The 22,259-nt window shown below is 63.2% G+C and carries 21 protein-coding genes and 1 riboswitch; of the genes, 2 read left to right on the forward strand and 19 right to left on the reverse strand.

All coding sequences use genetic code 11. The features are described from left to right. Positions 1 to 56: 56 nt before the first annotated feature. The 17 genes from EJ070_RS18905 to EJ070_RS18985 form a co-directional block, all read right to left on the reverse strand. Positions 57 to 812 (reverse strand): hydroxymethylpyrimidine/phosphomethylpyrimidine kinase, encoded by a 756-nt coding sequence (locus EJ070_RS18905; protein WP_126092706.1) that lies wholly within the window; start codon positions 810 to 812, stop codon positions 57 to 59. Further along, complete coding sequence (locus tag EJ070_RS18910; RefSeq protein ID WP_126092707.1) at positions 803 to 1,408, reverse strand: thiamine phosphate synthase; 606 nt, start codon at positions 1,406 to 1,408, stop codon at positions 803 to 805. The genes EJ070_RS18905 and EJ070_RS18910 overlap by 10 nt, the downstream gene beginning before the upstream one ends. After that, positions 1,405 to 2,178, reverse strand: coding sequence for a thiazole synthase (locus EJ070_RS18915; RefSeq protein ID WP_126092708.1), 774 nt, complete (start codon positions 2,176 to 2,178; stop codon positions 1,405 to 1,407). The genes EJ070_RS18910 and EJ070_RS18915 overlap by 4 nt, the downstream gene beginning before the upstream one ends. A 2-nt stretch (positions 2,179 to 2,180) precedes the next feature. Continuing rightward, a complete protein-coding gene (gene thiS, locus EJ070_RS18920; protein WP_126092709.1) occupies positions 2,181 to 2,378 on the reverse strand; it encodes a sulfur carrier protein ThiS in 198 nt (65 codons plus the stop codon). After that, positions 2,362 to 3,345 (reverse strand): glycine oxidase ThiO, encoded by a 984-nt coding sequence (thiO, locus tag EJ070_RS18925; protein ID WP_126092710.1) that lies wholly within the window; start codon positions 3,343 to 3,345, stop codon positions 2,362 to 2,364. Before thiO ends, thiS begins: the two co-directional genes overlap by 17 nt. Beyond that, positions 3,342 to 5,162 (reverse strand): phosphomethylpyrimidine synthase ThiC, encoded by a 1,821-nt coding sequence (gene thiC, locus EJ070_RS18930; protein ID WP_126092711.1) that lies wholly within the window; start codon positions 5,160 to 5,162, stop codon positions 3,342 to 3,344. The genes thiO and thiC overlap by 4 nt, the downstream gene beginning before the upstream one ends. Positions 5,163 to 5,274: 112 nt before the next feature. Then, positions 5,275 to 5,386, reverse strand: a riboswitch (TPP riboswitch). A gap of 374 nt (positions 5,387 to 5,760) precedes the next feature. Continuing rightward, the gene (locus EJ070_RS18935; RefSeq protein ID WP_126092712.1) at positions 5,761 to 6,744 is read right to left on the reverse strand and encodes a beta-ketoacyl-ACP synthase III; all 984 of its coding nucleotides are present in this window, start codon (positions 6,742 to 6,744) and stop codon (positions 5,761 to 5,763) included. Continuing rightward, positions 6,741 to 8,006: an adenosylmethionine--8-amino-7-oxononanoate transaminase gene (locus EJ070_RS18940; RefSeq protein ID WP_126092713.1), complete on the reverse strand. Its 1,266-nt coding sequence runs from the start codon at positions 8,004 to 8,006 to the stop codon at positions 6,741 to 6,743. Before EJ070_RS18940 ends, EJ070_RS18935 begins: the two co-directional genes overlap by 4 nt. Continuing rightward, on the reverse strand, positions 8,003 to 8,641 hold the full coding sequence (gene bioD / locus EJ070_RS18945; RefSeq protein WP_126092714.1) for a dethiobiotin synthase: 639 nt from the start codon (positions 8,639 to 8,641) through the stop codon (positions 8,003 to 8,005). Before bioD ends, EJ070_RS18940 begins: the two co-directional genes overlap by 4 nt. Continuing rightward, positions 8,638 to 9,795 carry an 8-amino-7-oxononanoate synthase gene (locus EJ070_RS18950; RefSeq protein WP_126092715.1) on the reverse strand — a complete coding sequence of 386 codons (1,158 nt, stop codon included), beginning with the start codon at positions 9,793 to 9,795 and terminating at the stop codon, positions 8,638 to 8,640. The genes bioD and EJ070_RS18950 overlap by 4 nt, the downstream gene beginning before the upstream one ends. After that, complete coding sequence (gene bioB / locus EJ070_RS18955) at positions 9,792 to 10,790, reverse strand: biotin synthase BioB (protein ID WP_126092716.1); 999 nt, start codon at positions 10,788 to 10,790, stop codon at positions 9,792 to 9,794. Before bioB ends, EJ070_RS18950 begins: the two co-directional genes overlap by 4 nt. A gap of 59 nt (positions 10,791 to 10,849) precedes the next feature. Beyond that, the gene (gene panD / locus EJ070_RS18960) at positions 10,850 to 11,302 is read right to left on the reverse strand and encodes an aspartate 1-decarboxylase (protein WP_126092717.1); all 453 of its coding nucleotides are present in this window, start codon (positions 11,300 to 11,302) and stop codon (positions 10,850 to 10,852) included. A 64-nt stretch (positions 11,303 to 11,366) separates the two neighbouring features. Then, a complete protein-coding gene (locus EJ070_RS18965; protein WP_126092718.1) occupies positions 11,367 to 11,699 on the reverse strand; it encodes a hypothetical protein in 333 nt (110 codons plus the stop codon). A gap of 10 nt (positions 11,700 to 11,709) precedes the next feature. Further along, positions 11,710 to 12,591: a carboxylating nicotinate-nucleotide diphosphorylase gene (nadC, locus tag EJ070_RS18970; protein ID WP_126095815.1), complete on the reverse strand. Its 882-nt coding sequence runs from the start codon at positions 12,589 to 12,591 to the stop codon at positions 11,710 to 11,712. A gap of 1 nt (position 12,592) precedes the next feature. Beyond that, positions 12,593 to 14,134 carry an L-aspartate oxidase gene (locus tag EJ070_RS18975; RefSeq protein ID WP_126092719.1) on the reverse strand — a complete coding sequence of 514 codons (1,542 nt, stop codon included), beginning with the start codon at positions 14,132 to 14,134 and terminating at the stop codon, positions 12,593 to 12,595. Beyond that, positions 14,131 to 15,105 (reverse strand): quinolinate synthase NadA, encoded by a 975-nt coding sequence (nadA, locus tag EJ070_RS18980; RefSeq protein ID WP_126092720.1) that lies wholly within the window; start codon positions 15,103 to 15,105, stop codon positions 14,131 to 14,133. The genes EJ070_RS18975 and nadA overlap by 4 nt, the downstream gene beginning before the upstream one ends. Positions 15,106 to 15,169: 64 nt before the next feature. Further along, positions 15,170 to 16,132: a hypothetical protein gene (locus tag EJ070_RS18985; protein WP_126092721.1), complete on the reverse strand. Its 963-nt coding sequence runs from the start codon at positions 16,130 to 16,132 to the stop codon at positions 15,170 to 15,172. Between the two features lie 918 nt (positions 16,133 to 17,050). Here EJ070_RS18985 and EJ070_RS37080 point away from each other — a divergent pair. Both EJ070_RS37080 and EJ070_RS19000 read left to right on the forward strand, forming a co-directional pair. Beyond that, positions 17,051 to 17,593: a hypothetical protein gene (locus EJ070_RS37080; RefSeq protein ID WP_245464600.1), complete on the forward strand. Its 543-nt coding sequence runs from the start codon at positions 17,051 to 17,053 to the stop codon at positions 17,591 to 17,593. Positions 17,594 to 18,130: 537 nt separating this feature from the next. Further along, the gene (locus tag EJ070_RS19000) at positions 18,131 to 18,595 is read left to right on the forward strand and encodes a ProQ/FinO family protein (RefSeq protein ID WP_126092722.1); all 465 of its coding nucleotides are present in this window, start codon (positions 18,131 to 18,133) and stop codon (positions 18,593 to 18,595) included. Positions 18,596 to 18,997: 402 nt separating this feature from the next. Here EJ070_RS19000 and EJ070_RS19005 read toward each other — a convergent pair whose 3' ends face one another. Beyond that, entirely contained in the window at positions 18,998 to 19,210 is a 213-nt protein-coding gene (locus EJ070_RS19005) for a hypothetical protein (protein ID WP_066991369.1), read from the reverse strand. A gap of 1,326 nt (positions 19,211 to 20,536) precedes the next feature. Next, positions 20,537 to 22,186 carry an MFS transporter gene (locus tag EJ070_RS19015; RefSeq protein WP_126092724.1) on the reverse strand — a complete coding sequence of 550 codons (1,650 nt, stop codon included), beginning with the start codon at positions 22,184 to 22,186 and terminating at the stop codon, positions 20,537 to 20,539. Positions 22,187 to 22,259: the final 73 nt, after the last annotated feature.

Consider the following 22,259-nt stretch of genomic DNA (forward strand, 5'->3'; position numbering starts at 1 on the left):
AATGACGGAGGTCCAGGATGGAACTATCCGCCTGGAGAAATACCGATAGACCAGGGTCAGGTTGTCGCCGATCGGGCGAGCGCATCGAAGACAAATTGCTTCCCAGCGCGCACGCTCTCTTCCAACGAGATGCCGAGCGCAAGAGATGCGGCGATGGCGCTAGACAGCATGCAACCAGTGCCGCGCATCCCTTGCCGCAGGCGAGGCGCTTCAAACTCAATGGCTGGATTGTCTGGCTGCAACAGGAAATCGACCGACTTCCTTCCGCGCCCGTGTCCACCCTTGACAAGCACAGCCGTCCCGAGGGTCTTCGACAGTTCCTCGCCCTGAAGACGCGCCCTTTCTTCATCGGGGGCCAGCCCCGATCCGATCAGCGCTGCCAGTTCGACCAGATTGGGCGTCACGAGCCGGCAACCCGGCATCAGGTCGCGGCACAGCACGTCGATGGCATCGTCCTCCAGCAGCCGCCGTCCCGAGGTTGAGGCCAGCACCGGGTCGAGCACCGCCGGTACTTGCGGATTGCTCGCCAGGACGAAACTGACCGCCTCGATCGCCGCTGCCGTGCCCAGCATGCCGATCTTGACCGCAGCGACCGTGTTCGCGGCAAAGGCAGCGCGCATCTGGGCGGCGATAAGCTCGGGCGGCATCTGCTCGATCCGCTCGACGGCAGAGTGCGTCTGCACAGTAACGGCCGTGACAGCGAGGCAACTGCGCAGCCCGAACGCCGAAACGGTCTCGACATCGCGGGTTATTCCCGCACCGCCGCTCGAATCGGAGCCGGCGACGATGAGCACATGCGGCGTCATCGCCATTGGGCTGTCGCCGCCAGCCATTCAGCCGCCCGCGCCTCGGGATGCGTGTTGCGGGTGATGTCGGTCACGACTGCGGCGCATTGCGCGCCCTGCGCGAAGACACCGGCAATGCGCTCGACCGTAAGCCCGCCAATGGCCACCAGTGGAAGCGCGCCGACGCGCTGTTTCCAGATGGCGATGCGGCCCAGTCCCTGCGGCGCCCATGTCATTGCCTTGAGGATGGTCGGGTAGATCGGACCAAGCGCGACATAGTCCGGCTCGGCCTGCAGCGCGGTCTCGAGTTCGGCGTCGTCGTGGGTGCTGAGGCCGAGCTTCAGGCCCGCCCCGCGGATCGCTTTCACATCGGCTTCTGCAAGATCTTCCTGGCCGAGATGGACGAAATCGCAATCCTCCTCGATCGCGATACGCCAGTAGTCGTTGACGATGAGCTGGCAACCGTGGCGGTCACATATCGCCTTGGCGGTACGAACCTCTCGCCGCAGTGACGCTTCGTCCTGGACCTTGATGCGCAATTGCACCAGCTTCACGCCAAGCGGCACCAGACGTTCGATCCAGGCGGCGGAATCGACGATCAGGTAGAACGGATCGAGCTTCATGAAAATGCTGCCATGCCGATGACTGGGGTAGAGGGGACGGCCATGTCGCGCGGCTCGAGCAGGCCGGCGCAATAGGCCCCGCGGCCAGCTTCGATCGCCTTGCCAAAGGCCGCGGCCATGGCCACGGGATCGCCGGCCTTGGCTATCGCCGTGTTAAGAAGCACTGCGTCGTAGCCAAGCTCCATCACGGCTGCGGCATGCGACGGACGGCCGATGCCGGCATCGACGATCAGGGGAATATCGGGGAAATGGCCGCGCAGGCTTCGCAGCGCCTCGGGATTTTGCGGCCCGCGCGCGGAGCCGATCGGCGCGCACCAGGGCATCAACAGCTTGCAGCCGGCATCAAGCAAGCGCTCGGCAACGATCAGGTCGTCGGTCGTATAGGGGAAAACCTCGAAGCCTTCCGAGGCGAGGATTCTTGCAGCCTCTACCAGCCCGAAGACATCAGGCTGCAGCGTGTCGCTATTGCCGATCACCTCGAGCTTGATCCAATCAGTGCCGAACACCTCGCGCGCCATCCGCGCCGTCGTGACCGCTTCGCTCACCGAATGACAACCGGCGGTGTTGGGCAGGATGCGAACTTCCAGTGACTGGATCAGCGACCAAAACTGGCCGCCGGACTTGCCGCCGGAGGTCTCGCGGCGGAGCGACACCGTGACGATCTCCGTGCCGGACGCCTTCACGGCATCGGCCATAACAGCAGGTGAAGGGTAGAGCGCGGTGCCAAGAAGCAGGCGGGACGACAGTTCCTCTCCGTAGAACTCGAGCATGGTCAGCCCCCCTTCATCGGCGAGAGGATTTCGATACGATCGCCGTCAGTCAGACGGCAACTGTCGCGCTCCTGGGTCGGCACAACGTCGCCGTTCAGTGCGGTGGCGAGCCAACCGCCCTGGAAGTCGAGTTCGACAAGCAGCGCGGCGAGCGTCCCTGCCGCGACTTCATGGCACTGGCCATTAACAGTGAGCTTCAAGGGTCAACTCCTTTGCGGCGGGATTTCCCAGGATGATGCCGGCCGCCTGCTGCGCCATGGCCGGCGCGAGCAGGAAGCCGTGGCGGTAGAGGCCGTTGATGCGAATGCGCCTCCCGTAGCACTCGACGCGAGGCAGGTTGTCGGCGAATGCGGGGCGCACGCCCACGCCGGTTTCGGCCAGCTCAGCTTCGCCAAAGGCCGGATGCAGCGCGTAAGCGGCGCTGAGCAACTCCATGGTCGAGCGCGCAGTGATCGGGCCGGCGGCATCGCACTCGATCATCGTCGCGCCGACCATGAACAGGTTTTCCCCGCGCGGCACGACATAGATCGGGATTCGCGGATGAAGCAGGCGCACCGGTCGGGCGAGCGAGATCTCGCTTGTTCGCAGCATGAGCATCTCGCCGCGCACGCCACGCAATTCCGGTCGCCGATCGGCGATGCCGGTGCAGTCCACCTCGACATCCGGGATGGCTGACACCGTGCAGCAACCGAACTCGATGCGCGTGCCCATGCCAAGCAGCGCTTCGCTTAGCGCGAGCAACGCCTTGCGTGGGTCGAGGTGCGCTTCGTCGGTGAAGAACAGGCCGCGCCCGAACCGGCCCGCGAGCGCCGGTTCTAGCGCCGCGATCTCATCGGCGCCGAGCCGCCTGAAGCCGGACGTGCGGCGGCCGAAGCGATCCAACTCGCCGGCATCGCGGGCAGGCGCCACCACCAATGTACCGCTACGCGATACATGACCGGGCAATGCTCTGTCCCACCAGTCGGCCGCGCCGCGCCCGAGCGTCAGCACCGCCTCTTCGGCGCTCTCGCGCTCGCACCAGGGCGCGAGCATGCCGCCGGCCTGCCAGGAGGCATTGCCGGCGATCTCCTCGCGTTTATCGACCACGGTCACATCGGCGCCGCGCATTGCCAGTTCGTACGCGAGCGTCAACCCGGCAACGCCTGCGCCGCGAATGAGCACCTTCATGGCGTGTCCGTGCGCTCCGCGGTGCCGTCGACGGGCATGTAGAGGTCGCCGCCGTCCCGGTACTTCGCCGCCATCGCCGCGAGCCCTTCCTTCTGGGCTTCCGCTCGGATGTCGTGCGACATCCGCATCGAGCAGAATTTGGGGCCGCACATGGAGCAGAAATGCGCCAGCTTGTGCGCCTCCTTCGGCAGGGTCTTGTCGTGGAAGGCGCGCGCCGTCTCCGGATCGAGCGAGAGGTTGAACTGGTCCTCCCACCGGAACTCGAAGCGCGCCCGCGACAGCGCGTCGTCCCTGGCCTTGGCGGCCGGATGGCCCTTGGCGAGGTCGGCCGCGTGAGCGGCAATTCTGTAGGTGATGACGCCGGTCTTGACGTCGTCGCGGTCGGGCAGGCCGAGGTGTTCCTTTGGCGTGACGTAGCAAAGCATTGCTGTTCCAAACCAGCCGATCATCGCCGCGCCGATGCCTGATGTGATGTGGTCGTAGCCGGGCGCGATGTCGGTGGTGAGCGGTCCGAGCGTATAGAACGGTGCTTCGCCGCAGACCGCGAGCTGCTTGTCCATGTTCTGCTTGATCTTGTGCATCGGCACATGGCCGGGGCCTTCGATCATCACCTGGCAGTCCTTGGCCCAGGCGATCTTCGTCAGCTCTCCAAGCGTTTCCAATTCGGCGAACTGGGCGGCGTCGTTGGCGTCGGCGATCGAGCCGGGGCGAAGGCCGTCGCCAAGCGAGAACGCCACGTCATAGGTGCGGCAGATGTCGCAGATCTCCTCGAAATGCTCGTAGAGGAAGCTCTCCTTGTGGTGGTGCAGGCACCACTTTGCCATGATCGAGCCGCCTCGCGACACGATGCCGGTGACGCGGTCGACGGTCAGCGGAATGTAGGGCAGCCGCACGCCGGCATGGATCGTGAAATAATCCACACCCTGCTCGGCCTGCTCGATCAGCGTATCGCGATAGACCTCCCAGGTCAGCGCCTCGGCGATGCCGCCGACCTTCTCGAGTGCCTGATAGAGCGGCACCGTGCCGATCGGCACCGGTGAGTTGCGCACGATCCAGTCGCGGATGTTGTGGATGTTGCGGCCGGTGGAGAGGTCCATCACCGTATCGGCGCCCCATCGGATCGCCCACACCATCTTTTCGACCTCTTCAGCCATCGACGAGGTGACGGCGGAATTGCCGATATTGGCGTTGATCTTGACCAGGAAGTTGCGGCCTATGATCATCGGCTCGCTCTCGGGATGATTGATGTTGGAGGGAATGATGGCGCGGCCGCGCGCCACCTCCTCGCGCACGAATTCCGGGGTGACGAAGTCCGGGATCGCGGCGCCGAAGCCCTCGCCATCGCGTTGAAGTTTCGAACGCAACTGCCCACGGCCGAGGTTTTCGCGGATGGCGACGAACTCCATTTCCGGTGTGATGATGCCGGCGCGTGCGTAGGCAAGCTGGGTGACGGCACGGCCGCCGGTAGCGCGCAACGGCCTGTTGCGCGTCGGAAACTCCGGCGTCAGGCGATCGGCGGAGACCAAGCCGTTGTCCTCGGGTTTGACCGTGCGGCCCTCGTAGCGCTCGACATCGCCGCGCGCCTCGATCCATGCCTCGCGCAACCGCGGCAAGCCGCGCTCGATCTCGGTCTTCACCGTCGCGTCGGTGTAGGGACCGGACGAGTCGTAGACCGTCACCGGCGGCTCGCCGGCGCTTGGGTGAACCGAGATCTCGCGCATCGGGACACGCAGGCCCGGGTGAAGTTGGCCCGGTTTGTGGACTTTCTTCGAAGCGGGCAATTCGCCGACGGTGACGGTCGGGGTAAGGGCATTCATGAGTGAGCCTCCTTGCTCGATTGCAACGGAGACCCAGTCCACGCGAAGAGGATGAAGTGACGCTTCGCATGGAAGACGGGCACCGCCCGAATGCCGAAGCCGGATTGCCGACCCGCGAAACCTCGCACCGTCCCTACGCCAGTATGAACTGGATCAGGTTCAACGGGTCACTGCGCGCGATAGCAGTATCTCAGCCCCTTGCCGGGACTCCCCTGGTGAGGCGCCTAGGTTGGACGATGCGACGCCGCCCTGTCAACTCTTGAGGCCCACGGGAGCCTCGAAAGTGCCACTGCAATGACGCACATCTTGTGATCTTGGCGCTCGAGGCGATCCGTGGTCTGTGTCAATCGTAGCGAACTCTGCCGCGCAGGCGATGACGGTTGAAACCATCCTCGGGTGATGCAGACACGGCTCACCTCGTCATCGTAGAGCGATGATGAAGCGAGCGCGTCAGGCAACACGACCTATAGCCGACGCACTCAGGCCGTCCCCAACCCTTGCAACAGAGGGGCGCAGAATCGACCATGACTGTTGATGCCGTTGTAAAGATTTATGAAAATGTAATCGCCAGGCGCACATCAGGGCAGAATCGGCCCGTCTAAATGCCAACCACCAGCGCCCCGCCGGTAAGGCCTGCGCCGGCGGCTGCCAGCAGCAGCTTCTCGCCCGGTCGAAAGGGTTTTGCCCCGTGCGCCACCGACAGGGATAGGGGGATCGTCGCGGCCGACGAATTGCCATGGTCGGCGATGGTCTTGACGATGCGCCCGTCCTCGATGCCGAGCGATTTCCCGACTGCGTTAAAGATGCGGGCATTTGCTTGATGCGGCACGAAACGGGCGATCTCTGGTGCCGAAAGGCCGGCCGCTGCCAGCGCCTCGACGGAACAGCGGCTCATCATCTCCACGGCCTTGACGAAGACGTCGCGGCCGTTCGCGATGGTCATGCGGGTTTCGGCAATGTCGATTTCGTCGGAGAACGGACGGTTGCTGCCGCCTGCCGGGATATGGATCAGGCCATAAGCGGACCCATCCGAGGCAACCGAGGCACCGAGTATGCCGTGGCTGGGATCATTTGACGGAGCCAGCGCCACCGCACCTGCGGCATCGGCGAACAATACGGCGCTCGCCCGCTCGGTCGGATTGATCCGGCGGCTCAAAATGTTGGCGGCGATGACGATGGCCGGCTTGTTGTGCAGGCGCACGAAGCCGTCGGCGAAGGTCATGGCGTAGATGAACCCCGCGCAGGCACCGGCCAGGTCGACCCCACCGGCGCTTTCAAGGCCGAGCCTGTGCGCCACCAGCGGCGCGCTCGGTGGCAAGAGATGATCCGGCGTCGAGGTGGCGAGCAGCAGCAGGCCGATATCCTTGCGGTCGATGCCGGCGGCTTGCAGCGCCATGTCGCCTGCCTTGGCCGCCAGTCCGGAAAGCGTGTCGCCAGGCTCCGCCCAGAAACGCGAGCGGATGCCGGTGCGCTTCTCGATCCAGCCGCCTTCCAACCCGAGGCTTGCCTCGATCTCGGCATTGCCCACCCGGCGCGCCGGCACATGATGGCCAAGGCCGATGATGCGCGCCGTGCGGTTCATCTTTTGTCGCCCGCAAGTTCAGCAGCCTCGTCGAAAGCGTCGTAAAGCTGGTCGAGCTCGTCCGACGTGACGCAATAGGGCGGCAGCACGTAGATGACGTTGCCGAGGGGGCGCACCAGCAATCCGCGCTCGAGGAAGAAGGCGCGCAGCCTTGGGCCGACCTCGGCGAGATAGCCTGCATTGCCGACACGAAGGTCGAGCGCGGCGATGGTGCCGGCCGTGCGCATATTGTCGAAACGCGGGTCCCCGTTGAACCGTGCAATCTTCTGCGCCTGCATCCTCGACAGGGTTGTCACGCGTTCCGCCACAGGCTCGTCGTTCCAGATTTCGACATTCGCCAGTGCTGCCGCGCAGGCGATCGGGTTTGCAGTGTAGGAACTCGAATGGAAGAAGGTCTTGGACCGATCCGTCGAGTAATGCGCTCGGAAGATCGCGTCGGTGGCAAGCGTCGCCGCAAGCGGTAACGATCCACCCGTCAGTCCCTTGGATGTGCACAGAATATCGGGCGCGACCGCCGCCTGTTCGCAGGCGAACATGGTGCCTGTGCGGCCCCAGCCGGTCATGACTTCGTCGGCGATGAAAAGCGTCCCCGAGCGCTCGGCAATGCGCTTGAGTTCGGCGAGAACTGAGGCCGGATATATCAGCATGCCACCGGCGCCAAGCACCAGCGGCTCGACGATCAGCGCGGCAACCTCGCCGTCACGCGAAAGCCGTTCGAAGGCATCGAGCGTCTGCTGCTCGTGGCCGGCGGCAGGGAAGGGGATGGTGTCGACCTGAAACAACAGCGGTTCGTAAGCAGCGTTGAAGACGCCGCGCGCGCCGACGCTCATCGTGCCGATGGTGTCGCCGTGATAGCTGTGTTCCATGACGACGATACGCGAGCGCGGCGCGCCATTGTTGCGCTGAAACCCGAGCGCCATCTTCAGCGCCACCTCGACGCTGGTCGAGCCGCTGTCGGAAAAGAAGACCCAGTCGAGGCCCGCCGGCGTCATGTCCACCAGCGCCGAAGCCAATCGCTCGGCCGGCTCATGGCTGAGGCCGGCAAAGATCACCTGGTCGAGCGTCTCAGTTGCCTCGCGGATCGCCTCCACGATCTTCGGGTGGCGATGGCCGTGGGTGATGACCCACCAGGAGGAGATCGCGTCGAGTATGCGCTTGCCCTCGCGCGTCTCGACATAGGCGCCTTCGGTGCGCACGATCGTCGTCGGCACCGGCTCGGTGGCATGTTGGGTGAAGGGATGCCAGACAGCGGAGCGGTTCATGCCCGGATCTCCGCGAAGTCGGCGGCATTAAACGAAGCCGTCATGGCCGCGGAAAGTGTTCCAGGTGTCAGCGACTGGAGAAAGGGGAGGCGACCCAACACGCGCACCTTGCCCATCTGGACGATCGTTTTTTGCGTATCGACCATCCTGTCGCCGATGAACACCACGCCGAGCAGCGGGATTGAGCGGGCGCGCAGCGCCTCGATCGAGAGCAGCGTGTGGTTGATGGTGCCGAGCGCGGTGCGGGCGCAAAGCACCACCGGCGCGTTCCACTGTGCGAAGACGTCGATGTAGAATGTGCGCCTGTTCAACGGCACCATCAGTCCGCCGGCGCCCTCCACGACGAGCGGACGGTCCGTCCTAGGCAGTGCGAGTTGACCTGCATCAATCTCCACCCCGTCCAACTCCGCGGCGCGGTGTGGGGACAGCGGCTCTCTCAGGCGCCAGGCTTCCGGCAACACCCGGTCGGGAGAGAGTCCTGCCAGAAGAGAGACAACCTCGCTGTCGGTCTCTTCGCGGTTGCCCGCCTGCACCGGTTTCCAGTAGATGCCATCGAGAAGCGCGGTCAGGCCCGATGCGAACACCGTCTTGCCGATGCCTGTGTCGGTGCCGGTAATGACAATCTGCACCGTCATCGGGCGCGCTCCCATTCTGCAGCCAAAGCATCAAACAGTGCCGAGACATCGGCTTCGCCGACATTCAGCGTCAGTGAGATCCGCAGCCGCGCCGTGCGCTCGGGCACGGTTGGCGGGCGAATGCCGCGCACATCGAAGCCGCGCGACTGCTGCAAGGCCTGCGCCAGCGACATGGCACGGGCATTGTCGCCGACGATGATCGGCAGGATCTGAGAACCGCTCGCGGGCAGGCCAAGATCCTCGGCCCTTTTGCCGGCAAGCGCGACCAGCCTCGCTAGACGCTCGCGGCGATCCGGCTCCTGGACGACGATGTCGAGGGCCGTTGCCGCCGCCACCGCCATCAGCGGCGAGGGCGCGGTGGCATAGATGAAGGGCCGGCAACGGTTAACGAGATAGTCGCAGATCACTGCCGGCGCGGTGACCAGCGCGCCGGATGCGCCCAGCGCCTTGCCGCAGGTATGCAGCACCACGACATTGTCGCGGCCTTCGAGATCGTGCGCCAGACCGCGCCCGTCCGGACCATAGACACCGGTGGCGTGCGCCTCGTCGACGAACAGGAATGCATCGTGGCGATCCGCGACCTCGATCAGTTCGCCGAGCGGAGCCCGGTCGCCGTCCATGCTGTAGAGGCTCTCGGCTACGATCCAGGCGCGGCCGACGCCGCCTCTGGCGCGCCAGGTCGCGATTGCATCGTCGACGGCGTTCGCATCGTTGTGCGCGGCTTGCGTGAATTCGGCGCGGCCGGCTCTCGCGCCCTCATGCGCGCTGGCATGGATGAGTTCGTCAAGCACGACCAGATCGCCCTTCTGGGGCAAGGTGGTGAGCACCGCGAAATTGGCGACATAGCCGCCGCCGAAGAACAGCGCGCGCTCGGCGCCGAAGAAACCAGCCGCCTTGGCTTCGAGTGCCTCGTGTTCGGGGTCGTTGCCGCGCAGCAGCCGAGAACCCGTCGCCCCAATAGGCGTACCGGCGGCGAGTGCGGCCGCGACCGCGTCGGCCATGCGCTTCGAGCGCGCGAGGCCGAGATAGTCGTTGGAGGCGAAGTCGGCGCCACAGCGGGCGCTGAGGCTCCGCAGCCGGTCCTTGCGGGCCAGCCCTCGCAGGCTGGCCTCGTAGCGGTCGAGCAAAGCCCGGCCGTTCGCGCGCCCGTTCACTGGGCTTCGCGCGCAAAAGGCTTGATGCCCAGCCGGCGAAACAGCGCGCTGTCCTTGTCCTCGCCGGGGTTTTCGGCGGTCAGCAAGGTGTCGCCGACGAAGATAGAGTTGGCGCCGGCGAAGAAGCACAGCGCCTGCATCTCGTCGCTCATCGCCGTGCGGCCGGCCGAGAGCCGCACATGCGATTTTGGCATCATGATGCGGGCAAGCGCGATGGTGCGCACGAATTCGATCGGCTCGATCGGTTCGGCCTCGCCGAGCGGTGTGCCCTCGATCGGGATCAGCATGTTGATCGGTACGCTGTCGGGCGGCTCCGGCAGGTTAGCCAACGTCACCAGCATGTCGATGCGGTCGGCCTTCTCCTCGCCCATGCCGACGATGCCGCCGCAGCAGACCTTGATGCCGCTGTCGCGGAGATTGGCGAGCGTATCCAGCCGCTCATTGAAGGTTCGTGTCGAGATGACCTCGCTATAGTAGCGCTCGGAGGTGTCGATGTTGTGGTTGTAGTAGTCGAGCCCGGCCCGCTTGAGCCTTTGCGCCTGATCGAGGTCGAGCATGCCGAGCGTCATGCAGGTCTCCATGCCGAGCGCCTTCACGCCCTCCACCATGGCGACCACCGCGTCCATGTCGCGCTCCTTGGGGCTGCGCCAGGCGGCGCCCATGCAATAGCGGGTGGCACCCGCATCGCGCGCCTTCGTCGCCTCGGCGATGACGCGTTTGATCTCCATCAGCTTCGAGGCCTTGAGCCCGGACTGGTGATGCGAAGACTGGCTGCAATAGCCGCAGTCCTCGGGGCAACCGCCGGTCTTGATCGAGAGCAGCCGCGACAACTGCACCCGGTTGGGATCGAAATTCTCGCGATGGATCGTCTGAGCCCGGAAGAGCAGGTCGTTGAACGGCAGATCGTGGATAGCTTGGGCTTCCTCTCGCGTCCAGGGCGGATGGGCCCAACCGAGAGGGTCCGATGTCAGGTCCGGGCCAAGTTCCGCGTTCATTCCACCTCCATCAGCAAAAAGGTTTGGGTATCAGCCAAGAAAACGGACTTGGGAGCCCGTCACGATCTGCCCACCAGCGCCGGCACGGGCAGGGGAGTGCGAGCTTCGTCGAGGATGGAGAAGCTGTAGCCTCCGCCCGCATCGCGCTCGACCGAATAGGTCAGGCGGTCAACGATCCGATTATCCTTGTCGAAGGTCAGCACACGCGGTTTGAGCGCGGTGAGCTCCGCCTGGTCCACATAGACCGAGTTGCAGATGATGATCTGGTCGCCTGGCTGGCAGGTGCGGGCCGCGGCGCCGTTGAGAATGCAGCAGCGCGAGCCGCGTTCGCCGAGGATGACATAGGTCGAAATCCGCGCGCCCGAATTCTTGTTCCAGATCTCTACGAATTCCATCGGCAGGATGCCTGCCTGATCGCAATGGTCGGGATCGAGCGTGATCGAGCCGTGATAGTCGAGATTGGCCTCGGTGACATGGATGCCGTGCAGCTTGCCGGCAACGATTTTGCGCATCCCGTCCTCCAAAATGACTCTCGATCCTCCCACCGCCCCCTGGGGGCCCGTGTGGTGTCGGACGCTATTCCGTGGTTTCTTGGCCGTGAGCGGATAAACGCTCCCTTCTGATCGCGTCGCATGACTCATTGAAAGCGACGTCCAGCAGATAACCGATAAGTTCAAGCCCCTGCGAGGCCGCCAGCTGGCGCAGCTCATCGAGCCGGCAGACGATTACGCCAAGTGCTTCGACGCGGTCTTTTGCTTGTCCCTTTTCCGTCAACTCTCCCTCCCCACCCATGGAACCGTATTGCCGGTCATTGCGCAGCCTTTCGTCGGCAATCGGTGGAGGTGCAACTGGAGCGGACCTGTCGCAGGTCATCCTGCGGCCAAAGGAGTTCCTGCGATTGCGGTTCATATCCTCTCCGTCAGTTCAGATGCCTGCGGCAATTCCGGTCAGCCGGCATATCCAGGCCGATGTCGAGGATGGGGGCACTGTGGGTGAGCCAGCCGACCGAGATAAGGTCGACCCCGGTCGCAGCAATTGCCGGAGCCGTTCTCGGGGTCACCCGACCCGAGGCCTCGGTGATCGCGCGTCCGGCGACCATAGCCACAGCCTGGGCCAGGTCCTCGGGCGACATGTTGTCGAGGAGTACGGCGTCGACGCTCGCCTGCAGCGCCATCTCCAACTGGTCCAGCGTGTCGACCTCGACCTCGATCTTGACCATGTGACCTATGGCGCCACGCGCCCTCTCGATCGCGGTGCGGATGTCACCGGCAATAGCGATGTGATTGTCCTTGATGAGCACGGCATCGTCGAGCGCGAAGCGGTGGTTGGCGCCGCCGCCGGCGCGCACGGCATATTTTTCCAGGACACGCAGGCCAGGCGTCGTCTTTCTTGTGCAAACGATCTTTGCGTTATAGCCGCGCACCGCGTTGACCAGCGAGGCTGTCGCCGTTGCGATGCCGCTCAGCTTGCATAGAAAATTGAGCGCCGTCCGTTCCGCAGTCAGCAAGCTGCGCGCTGACCCATTTACGATCGCGATGGTTTCGCCGGCCGAAACCTTGCCGCCCTCGGGGCAGCGCAACTGCATGCTGATCCCAGGATCGACCAGCAGGAAGGCAAACATGACCAGATCGAGCCCGGCCACAACACCAGCCTGCCGCGCAGTCAATGCAAACGTCGCCTTGCAATCGGCGGGGATGATCGCATCGCTGGTGATGTCGCCGGCCCTGCCAAAATCTTCCAGAAGGGCACTGCGCACGATGGGTTCCATTATCATCTGGGGAAGCGGTGCAAGGGATGTCATATCAACGGCTCCGTTCGGATCTCTGCCAGCTGAGCGCGACGGCACTCTCAAAGGCTGTGCAGAGCGTCAGTCGCGAGGGGAGGGCGGCAGCTTCGCGCCCAGGAAAATCGGACCGGTAGTGCGAACCGCGGCTCTCCTCGCGGCGCAATGCCGCAATCGCGATCAACAGCGCAACCAGGGCCGGGTCGGCCGTTGCTGTCTCGCCAACGGCGATCGGCAGAAGGGTCGAGATCGCCTCGCGCAGCGCTTTGCCATTTCGAAAGATGCCAAGCGCATTAGAGACAAGTTGGCGTAAAGGTGAAGGGTCGGGTCGCAATGGAAAGACTGCCGGCAGCCTGGGCCATTGCCGGCCGGTTGAGGTCCCGGCCACACTTGCCGCGACCCAGGCGGCTGTCGCAATGGCTTCGGTCAGCGAGTTGCTGGCGAGACGATTGGCGCCATGCAGCCCTGTGCATGCGACCTCGCCGCAGGCCCACAAGCCGCCAACGGAACTGCGCCCTTCAGCGTCTACCGCCACGCCGCCCATGTGATAGTGAGCTGCCGGACGCACGGGAATGGGCTCCATGGCCGGATCAATGCCGGCCTGCTTGCAAGCGGCGTCGATCGCCGGGAAGCGTTTTGCGAATTTTTGCCCGAGGCATCGCCGGGCGTCGAGATAGACACGATGCCCGGCGGCGAGCTGATTGGCGATTGCGCGGGCAACCACGTCGCGCGATGCGAATTCAGCGCCAGGTATAGCGGCAAGGAAGCGGTGACCGTATTCGTCCACCAGCACCGCGCCTTCGCCCCGTACCGCTTCGCTTATAAGCGGCATTGGCCGGCGCGGCGTGTCGAGCGCGGTCGGGTGGAACTGCACGAATTCAAGATCTGCGAGCTCCGCGCCGGCACAGGCGGCGAGCGCAAGGCCATGCCCGTATGAGGAAAGCGGGTTCGTGGTATCGCCAAAGAGGCCGCCGATACCGCCGGTCGCAAGCACCACACGGCGGGTGGGCAAAGCAAACACGCCACTGTGCAGGACGGCCAACATGCCCACAATGCCGCCCTCTGCAACGACCAGGCGAAGGGCTGTCGCACCTTCCATGATTGTGATCGAACGGGTTCGCCGCGCCACGGCGAGCAGCGCGCGGAACAACTCGCGGCCGGTGCCATCACCTGCGGCATGGACAATGCGGCGCCGCGAATGAGCCGCCTCCAGGCCGAGCCGCAGTTTTCCGTCTAACGCGCGGTCGAAAGGAGCGCCCAGACGAATGAGGTGGTCGACGGCTGCGGGGACTGACTCGACGACTCGCCTGGCGATCGCTTCATTGCAAAGGCCGTCGCCGGCAGCAAGCGTGTCGGTCAGATGGAGTTCGGGACTGTCGTCGTCCCCCAGGCTCGCGGCAAGGCCGCCCTGGGCCAACGTGCTTGAGGTTTCGGTTCCGAGCGGAGCGCGGGAAAGAATAACGACCGGCTGTGGCGCCAGGTGAAGCGCGGTCATCAGGCCGGCGATGCCAGCGCCGACAATGACCGGCGCCCCGCCAATGTCATGGACGTCTGGGGTCATACGAAGAGCATGCGCTCGACGGCCCAGCGGGCCCGCTCGGCGACACGCGGATCGATCGTGATGACGTGACGGTTTTCCTCGATCGCGCTGCGGATGTTACGAAGCGTGATGCGTTTCATGTGCGGGCAAAGGTTGCACGGACGCACAAAATCCACGTCCGGGTGCTCGACCGCGACGTTGTCGCTCATCGAGCATTCGGTCATCAGCACGACGCGCGCCGGTTTGTGTCGTCCGACATAGTCGGACATCGCCGCCGTCGAGCCGGCGAAGTCCGCTTCGGCGACCACCTCCGGTGGGCATTCTGGATGGGCAAGCACGGTCACACCCGGATGGGCCTCGCGCAGATCGCGAATTTCGTTCGCACTGAAGCGCTCATGCACCTCGCAGCGTCCCTTCCAGGCGATGATCTCGACCTTGGTCTGCGCCGCGATGTTTTTCGCCAGATATTCGTCAGGCAGCATGATGACGCGTGGCGCGTTGAGCGACTTCACCACCGCAAGCGCATTACCGGAGGTGCAGCAGATGTCGGACTCGGCTTTCACCGCCGCAGAGGTGTTGACGTAGGTCACGACTGGAGCGGAAGGATAGCGCTGGCGCATCAGGCGGACGTCCTCGGCCGTGATCGAGTCCGCCAGCGAACAGCCGGCGGCAAGGTCGGGAATGAGCACGGTCTTGTCGGGATTGAGGAGCTTCGCCGTCTCGGCCATGAAGTGCACGCCGGCGACGACGATCACGTCCGCCGCGACCGTCATTGCCTTGCGGGCAAGCGCCAGGCTGTCGCCGACGATGTCGGCAACACAGTGGAAGATCTCTGGCGTCTGATAATTGTGCGCCAGGATGACGGCGTTGCGCTCGCGCTTCAGCGCCAGGATCGCATCGATGTCGTCGGCAAAGGCCGGCCATTCGATTGGCGGGATCACCCGCCGGACGCGCTCATAGAGCGACGCGGCCGTAGGTAACGCGCCAATCATCCGCGCCTCCGCTTATGTTCCGGGTGACAACAAGCGGCATATATCTACGCCGACTATAAAGGTGTCAAGCCCGCGAAAGCGGCAATTTTGTTCCGGCAACTGCCCGGTCATCGAGGACCTCGCGTCGGAAGCGAAAGAGCTTTGCCGGCCGCCCGCCCGTATCGAGGGCGGTTTCGCCTGTTTCTTCGACCAACTCCTGCTGTTCGACGAGCCTGCGGAAGTTCGGCTTGTTGATGAGCCGGCCGGCCAGCGCTTCCACGGTTCGCTGCAGTTGCAGCAGCGTGAAGGTCGGTCGCATGAGCTCGAAGACGACCGGCCGGTATTTGATCTTGGAGCGCAGCCGCGCGATGCCAGTCGCAAGGATCCGGCGATGATCGCAGACCATCGCCTTGCCTGACACTGTTGCCGGGAGCGTCATGCTCGCGTTGCCGCCAGCCTCTTCGACTAGGCCCGCCTCGAAAAGCAACTCATAGCGCTGCAGCGTAAGGTCCTCGTTCCAGGGGCGATCGTCGAAGGCAAACGCGATCGCCGCGCGCTGACCGCGTTCGCGCCGCGCTGCCATACTGCTGGCACCCTTCGCCCAGGCCATCAGACGCCGGTGCAGGATGCTCAGCGCTTCCGGCGCGCCGGACCGGTGGTCTTCCCATGGAAAATACGCGTACCAGCTTTTCCAGTCGCTCTTGCGTGACACGGCAATAGCTTCTTGCCGGGTCAGCGCAAGATAGCTGATCGAGATGTTGCGCTGTTGGCGCCCAGCCTCGATGCGGTCTCGGTCAGCGAAGGTATAGAGCTGCTCGATATAGCCCAGCGGATGGCCTGTCTGTTGTTCGACCCAGTCCCTCAGGCCAGACTGCAGCGATCGGTGGCTGAGCTCGAACGGCCCTGAGGGCAATGCATCCTGCTCTCCGATGGTGAGGACGCAAGGCTCGCGGTCTGTCACGGCAGCGACAACCGCGATCAAGTCCAAATTGATATCGCGGCTTTCCCGAGCGTTGCCATTTTTGTTTCGTGTTGCTTGGTGGTGCATGTTGCAGAACGTGGCCGTGCTCTGTGAGGTGACGCGGCTAAACCGATTTAATCAAACGTGTACCATGCCGGGCCGCTCGTCAACGGCGTACCTGTACGGTGTTTTGGTGCTCGCACTTGCATAAAACTGGTCCAAACGCGACACCCGCGGTAGGTAACGCAACGGAAGGGCGCGCCTTTTTGCCGACCGTGAAGACGCGGCGAGCGTTCGATCTCAGCCAAGTTAGGGACGGTCATCAGGTGGGACAATCTCATTAGGCGTATGGCAGAATAGCGAACACAATAGCCACTAAGCGGGAGAGGAACTGAGCTCGCAAAGCTTCGGTTTTCGGATCATGTCTCCTGATTTAACTGAGAGCGTGGGCCGATTCCCTACGACCACTAGTCTGGCAGACCGGCGCCTCCGGGTTCGCGACGAGCGCATCATCCTCCCAACTGTCCCAGAGCTTTGTCCCCACGTCTACGCATTCGCCCGAGCCCCAGTTAACGGTCGGCGTGGGTTGGGGTGTCCACCGGGCGGAGCTTTGGCTTCGCCCAATCTTTCTCGGTCGGCATAGTGTTCGATAGGGTAAACCGGCCTCAGCAACCGTGCGAGCGGCGCCAACTTGGAAGCCGCAGCTTCTCCGACACTTGCGGGCTACCTTCCTTGCCTTCTGCCCCGACAGGCTGCGCTATCGGCAGGGCGCTGCGCAGGAAGGGAGCAATACCCAAATCTTGAGTTCTTCGCGCGTCGGTTCTTCCTGCACAGGGAAGATTTAATTCTTCCGGGCTCCGGGGCGAGGCGCGCGCGGCGGATTCACTGGGCTGAACTGGGAGGGAAGGTGCTCGCGCGCCGCAGTGACGCCCAAGATTGCACGGCAGGGTTGCAAATTGGGTGATCTGTGATAAGGAAATGTGAAATCAGAAGAGGCCTATTGAAATGAAGCGCATGCAAGAAAAGGACATTCCCGCATTCGTGCAGGACGTGGTCGCAACGGGCTGCGATATCTGCGCCGTCGGTCCGAGTTGTTACTCCCTGGGCGATACCGATGTTCCGCGCGGCAAGCGTAGGGGATTGTACAAGAAGCTCGGCGAAATCGATGCGCGCTACGGCAGCCGCGATCACTTGCGTTATCAGATTGCGGAGCACCTGGCCTCGATTGGCCGCTACATCGACGCGCCCCCAAAGGAGGAGGAGGAGGCCTGGATCGATAATGAAACACCCGAGTTGGCCGAGGTCACGCCTTACGACGTGGCGCACTTTCAGACTTACTCCGTCCTGCTGATGTCGGAGGAGATGGGCCTCGACTGGCGCAAGATGTCACGAGCCATCTTGAACATTGACCCAGAGCGCCAGCCGGAACGGGCCCGTCGGGCTTGGACATCCCATCTGGCGCGGGCGCGGTGGCTAGCGACGAGCGGGTGCGGGCAGCTTCAGAGCGATCGGTTTGGAATAGCCGCCCCGGTTAGGAAGCTCGCATGACCAGCCAGCCGTTGCCAAAGGCGAACATGGGACTTTTTGAGCGGCGGCGTGTCGAAAAAACTGCAAGCTTTTTTCGTTATTACGCTAAATCGGGTACTAGATCGCCACGTCCAGGACGCCTTGGCATCATCAGGATGTAGGATTCGTTACGCTGCTCAACGCCATCCTTGTGATTGCGTTGAGCAGAAGGCGAGCTCCGGACCTTAGGCGTTAGCCTAGCGTTTCGCGGCTGGCTTCTTGATTGGAATTGTTTTTTCTTCCCATGCCAAGTTGCCGCCGATTAACTCGGGGCAGCCGTCCTTTGCCCAACGGCATAGCCGACAGTTCTTGCGCGTTCGGAAGGTTGGTCGTCCGATTGATCGTTTCCGTTCCTCAGAAGTCGCGAGGAGATTGGGAGGGCAACGGTATTCATCTGGAAGCTAGGATGCGCTGCTTTGCCCCTGCCCGGAAACTTTTTCAGGCGTCCACAATCATTGCATATATGGGTGCTACGGAGCGTCCGAACTGGGAACAAAACAAATCGGGCGAGGCTTGATCATGACGACCCCCAACCGAGGGAAATCGCCCGCACAGCTTTTCCGGCACCTATCGGCAAAGTGGCCTGCGGCGTTCAATCCGAAAGCGCCCATGCCGCTTAGGATCGGCATCCATCATGACATTCGCGTGCTGGACGGCGAACTGTCAGATGATGAATTGAGGAGAGCCCTGCGCGCCTATACCAGCATGCCCAGGTACTTGGCGGGACTGAATGCTGGCGCTGTGCGGGTCGATCTTGATGGCGAGCCGGCCGGCGAGGTATCGGATGCGGAGGCCGCGAGCGCCAAGGCTTTGCTTTGCGCCCGCAAGAACAAGGAAGAGACCAAGAAGACGCCGGAGCCAAGGGTGCCTGATGCCCCGCCCCAACCGAAGCCGAAGCAAACGGCCGCTTTCAACGCGAAAAATACGGCTGGAATAGTCGTTGAGACGAAGCGTCGCCGGTCTTTCCGAAAGCCGATGGCTTGAGCGCCACAGATCTCCCAAGACTCATGGGCTTCCGAGTAATAGCCATGATGAAGAGGTCGATGCCCCAGAGGAACATCTCCGAGTCAAACGACGCCTCTTCAACCGGGATTGCCTCGCTATGGTAGTTGTGTCCTGCAGGATGGCGCACGGGGTGCAGCTGCCTACCTGTGGAAGATACGCGTGGGAGGGAAAGCCCTTTTCCGGAAGGCGTTTGCCCCTCGTCCGCACCAACCAACCCCTTGCGTTTGTCTCCAGGCAGACTCATCCTGCCGCCTGCGCGTCTGCCGCCCAGCGCTGCTTGAAGAGATGCTCTCGACCGGCGTCAAACCACCAGCTTTGTGATCATAGCATCGGAGGCACAGTTCGGCCGGAGCGCGGCAATTTCGAGAGCGGCGAGATCCGCTAAGCCCCACATTTTTCCGCTATTCCGGCGATGCATTCCTCGAGCCGCTCGAGGCGGAATTTCGCAATGCGAAGTTCATTCCCGGCTTCAAAACGTCGATGGCGCCCCTGTGGCGTGGTCGCCATGAGGTTGCGCTCCAGTTCCGCGATGCGCACACGCATCTGCCGCGCCTCATCCTGACGCAAGGCCTTGATCCATCCCCGTCCGCGCATCAGTCTTCCTGCCCGCCCCAAAAGTCATGCAAACATGCCATCGAGACCCTAATTTGCGGCAAGCTGAAACGCTCGAAATTTAACTTCCGCTAACGCGAGGAGACGAAACAGCGCGGCGAGACAGTCAACGAAGCGGACCGACCACCGCCCATTCCTTGTCTGTCGAACCCGAGGTGATGGTGGTCAGCATCAACCTGAACTCGTCAACGTGGGCAGCCATCAACCAGCATCGGCATTTCTGCGTCAACGTGCTTCGAGCCGACCAGATGGCGATCGCCCAGCGGTTCGCCGGACGCGGTGGCCTGAAGGGTTCGGCTCGTTACGAAGGAGCCAGTTGGTCTGCTCTGGCGACCGGCGCACTGGCACTTGAAGACTCGCTCGCCGCGGTCGATTGCACGTCGAGGACACGATTGTGCGCCACAGCCACGCGCTCGTCCTCGGGCGCGCCCGGCATGTGGTCAGCGGAGTGCGGGGCAGGCTCTGATCGATCATCATTGGCGCTTACGGATCGTCTTGAGCGAGCGGTATGCCAGTGAGGGGGCCGCAGGCACGCTTTTATTCTCCTTCTGGCCCGTTGAACAGTCGACCTACCGCTCAGCCCGGCTCTGGCGCAGCGCCCACGGCAGGCGCCGCTTCCATCGTTCACCTCGCGGCAGAGGAACATCTTTCTGCCACCGCTTCTTGCGGAGTTCGTCGGTCTCCAGTGGGTGACTGAGATGCATCCGGAACCGGCGCTTTCTCGATCGTTGGTGGCTCCGGAGGCGATGCATCGGGCACGGTCATCTCCTTGGCCTGGGACACTTCTTCAGAGGTGGTGAACACGGGCTGGGAAAGATTTTCGCCAGGACCAATCGGCTTGCCGCGTCGCCTCAGCGACCGCACCTTTCGTGTTTGCTTTCGCGACATCGTTCGTGATGGCGGCCAGGTCGATGCCAGCCCAGATCGACTCTGGCCGCTTTACGAGGCCACGCTTCTGTCTGATCTCGACGACAAAGGATCGCTGTTGCTTCATAGTGCTCTCGGCGCTTGAGGGATTGCGAAGTTCGTCTAAGCCCATCGTGTCCGTCGTCCACGCATTTTCCACATCAACCCAGCACGCGATTGGTATCCGCATCCGGGAGGCTGTTAGGAGCCACGTCCTGACCGGATGAAATTGGTCTTTGGCTTCTGTCGCGGAACAGGACATTGCGTACCCACTCGCGCGAGACAGCCTGTTGTACATCTGCGCCGCTGACCATCGAATCCCGGTGGTTGTTCCGCGTTCGCCACGACCATTAGCAGTACCAACATTAGCAATCGCTGGTGCCTAGACGTGACGGTCAGGCTTCAATGACGGGGAAGTGGGAGGATTGCGCGTTTACGAGGCGTGCTGGTCGGCCGCTCAATCGAAAGCGTCATTTGAGGCGCTGCCTCTCCCGCCTGCAACCGGGAGACACGCTCGTCCAATTCCTTGTCTACTTCCGTGAGACGATGGTTGAGGCGAAGGTAGTCCGTCCAGGTCGGCGTGCGGAATGTCTCTGTCCATTGCATGGGCTTCTGCAGGTTGCGCTGAAGCGTCCAGTTCCGAGCACCGACGCGGCTGTGGATATGCCTGCGCTGCCGCATGAACTCGAGGAAGGCCTCGACATTTTTCTCGGCTATCCGATATTCGACCTTGACCACGATAGGACCGCTTCTCGGCTTCAAATTGAGAGCGACAGCTGGGGCGTCGAATTCCTCCAAGGGATCGGGCTCGGACTCGCGGCGCTCGCGTAGAGGAAACAGAATGCCAGCTGCAGCGACGAGAAGTAGCGCTCCAGCGGAACCCTCCAGCGCCCACGTCAGGGAATGGCTTTGGGAGACCGTGCCCCATACCCAGCTGCCGGCCGCGATGCCGCCATCTATCAATGCATAGTAGATCGAAATCGTGCGTCCCACGACCCAGCGCGGGCTCGCCAGCTGCACACTCACGCCAACCCCGGACCAGGCGGTGACCCAGCCGGCGCCGCCCAAGGCGAGCGCAAGTGCGGCCACCGGAATCGAAGAGGTCAGTGCAAGGGAGAGGGAGCAGGCCGCGCAGGCGACGCACGCGAGCTTCATCAGACGTTCTTGCGACAAGCTCCGTCTGAATGTGCCGTTGGAGATGCCGGCGAAGACGGCGCCCGTCCCGAAGCCTGCCATGAGCGTGCCATAGGCGAGCGGTCCGCCTCCCAGATGATCGCGGACTACCAGCGGCAGCAGTGCGAGAATGGCGATGCTTGCCAGGCCAAACAGGGTTCCGCGTGCGATCGCCGCCTTGATTTCCGAAGACATCGCCGTGAAGCGCAGCCCGTCATAGATCGCCGTCCTCATCGACTCGCGCGGGAGAGGCGAAGAGCGAACCTTCCACCTGCAGCGCCATATCGTGCCCAAAGGAACCAGATAGGTGAGTGTGGTCACGGTAAAAGCTGCCAAAAGCCCAAACGAGGCAACCACGATGCCGCCGAGCGCCGGGCCCACGGTCCGGACCGTGTTGAAGCCGACGGAGAGCAGGGTCACGGCAGCCGGGACATCGCGGCGGTCGACGATATCGCCAACCGAGGCCTGCCAGGCGGGATCGTGAAGAGCACCCCCGCATGCGATCAGGAAGCTGAAGCCGAGGATCATCCACGGACTGACAAAGCCGAGCGCCACAACAGCGGTCAGCATCGCAGATCCTATCACCATCAGGCAGCGGCCGGCGAACATGACCCTGCGACGGCTGAAATTATCGGCGAGGGCTCCGGCGAAGACGGACAAGATGAAAGCGGGCAGGTTCGATGAAGCCTGGACCAGCGCAACCATCAGATCGGAAGTCGAGATCGTCGCCATCAGCCAGCTGATGGCGACAGTCTGCATCAACCAGCCGAGAGAAGAGACCTGGGTAGCGAGCCAGATCGAACGAAAGGTCGGCTGCATGAGGGGCGCAAACGTCGTCGGCGCAGCCAAATCTTCAACTGATCCAGCCACTCTACTCATTTTTTGCGAGCCTTTGCTTTCCGTTATCGGCCGTCTCGCATGTAATCTCGACTGAACCGTGGCGGCTGGCAAA

The organism is Mesorhizobium sp. M1E.F.Ca.ET.045.02.1.1 (assembly GCF_003952485.1).
Lineage (GTDB): Bacteria > Pseudomonadota > Alphaproteobacteria > Rhizobiales > Rhizobiaceae > Mesorhizobium.

Excerpts from the sequence above, each read along its gene's own strand:
- EJ070_RS37080 (WP_245464600.1), top strand. The coding sequence starts at position 17,051 with ATGAAGCGCATGCAAGAAAAGGACATTCCCGCATTCGTGCAGGACGTG.
- thiC (WP_126092711.1), bottom strand. The coding sequence starts at position 5,162 with ATGAATGCCCTTACCCCGACCGTCACCGTCGGCGAATTGCCCGCTTCG.
- nadA (WP_126092720.1), bottom strand. The coding sequence starts at position 15,105 with ATGATTGGCGCGTTACCTACGGCCGCGTCGCTCTATGAGCGCGTCCGG.
- bioB (WP_126092716.1), bottom strand. The coding sequence starts at position 10,790 with ATGAACGCGGAACTTGGCCCGGACCTGACATCGGACCCTCTCGGTTGG.
- EJ070_RS18965 (WP_126092718.1), bottom strand. The coding sequence starts at position 11,699 with ATGAACCGCAATCGCAGGAACTCCTTTGGCCGCAGGATGACCTGCGAC.
- EJ070_RS19000 (WP_126092722.1), top strand. The coding sequence starts at position 18,131 with ATGACGACCCCCAACCGAGGGAAATCGCCCGCACAGCTTTTCCGGCAC.
- EJ070_RS18985 (WP_126092721.1), bottom strand. The coding sequence starts at position 16,132 with ATGCACCACCAAGCAACACGAAACAAAAATGGCAACGCTCGGGAAAGC.
- EJ070_RS18935 (WP_126092712.1), bottom strand. The coding sequence starts at position 6,744 with ATGAACCGCACGGCGCGCATCATCGGCCTTGGCCATCATGTGCCGGCG.
- EJ070_RS18975 (WP_126092719.1), bottom strand. The coding sequence starts at position 14,134 with ATGACCCCAGACGTCCATGACATTGGCGGGGCGCCGGTCATTGTCGGC.
- EJ070_RS19005 (WP_066991369.1), bottom strand. The coding sequence starts at position 19,210 with ATGCGCGGACGGGGATGGATCAAGGCCTTGCGTCAGGATGAGGCGCGG.
- EJ070_RS18915 (WP_126092708.1), bottom strand. The coding sequence starts at position 2,178 with ATGCTCGAGTTCTACGGAGAGGAACTGTCGTCCCGCCTGCTTCTTGGC.
- thiO (WP_126092710.1), bottom strand. The coding sequence starts at position 3,345 with ATGAAGGTGCTCATTCGCGGCGCAGGCGTTGCCGGGTTGACGCTCGCG.
- EJ070_RS18940 (WP_126092713.1), bottom strand. The coding sequence starts at position 8,006 with ATGAACCGCTCCGCTGTCTGGCATCCCTTCACCCAACATGCCACCGAG.
- EJ070_RS18905 (WP_126092706.1), bottom strand. The coding sequence starts at position 812 with ATGGCGATGACGCCGCATGTGCTCATCGTCGCCGGCTCCGATTCGAGC.
- panD (WP_126092717.1), bottom strand. The coding sequence starts at position 11,302 with ATGCGCAAAATCGTTGCCGGCAAGCTGCACGGCATCCATGTCACCGAG.
- nadC (WP_126095815.1), bottom strand. The coding sequence starts at position 12,591 with ATGACATCCCTTGCACCGCTTCCCCAGATGATAATGGAACCCATCGTG.
- bioD (WP_126092714.1), bottom strand. The coding sequence starts at position 8,641 with ATGACGGTGCAGATTGTCATTACCGGCACCGACACAGGCATCGGCAAG.
- EJ070_RS19015 (WP_126092724.1), bottom strand. The coding sequence starts at position 22,186 with ATGAGTAGAGTGGCTGGATCAGTTGAAGATTTGGCTGCGCCGACGACG.
- EJ070_RS18910 (WP_126092707.1), bottom strand. The coding sequence starts at position 1,408 with ATGAAGCTCGATCCGTTCTACCTGATCGTCGATTCCGCCGCCTGGATC.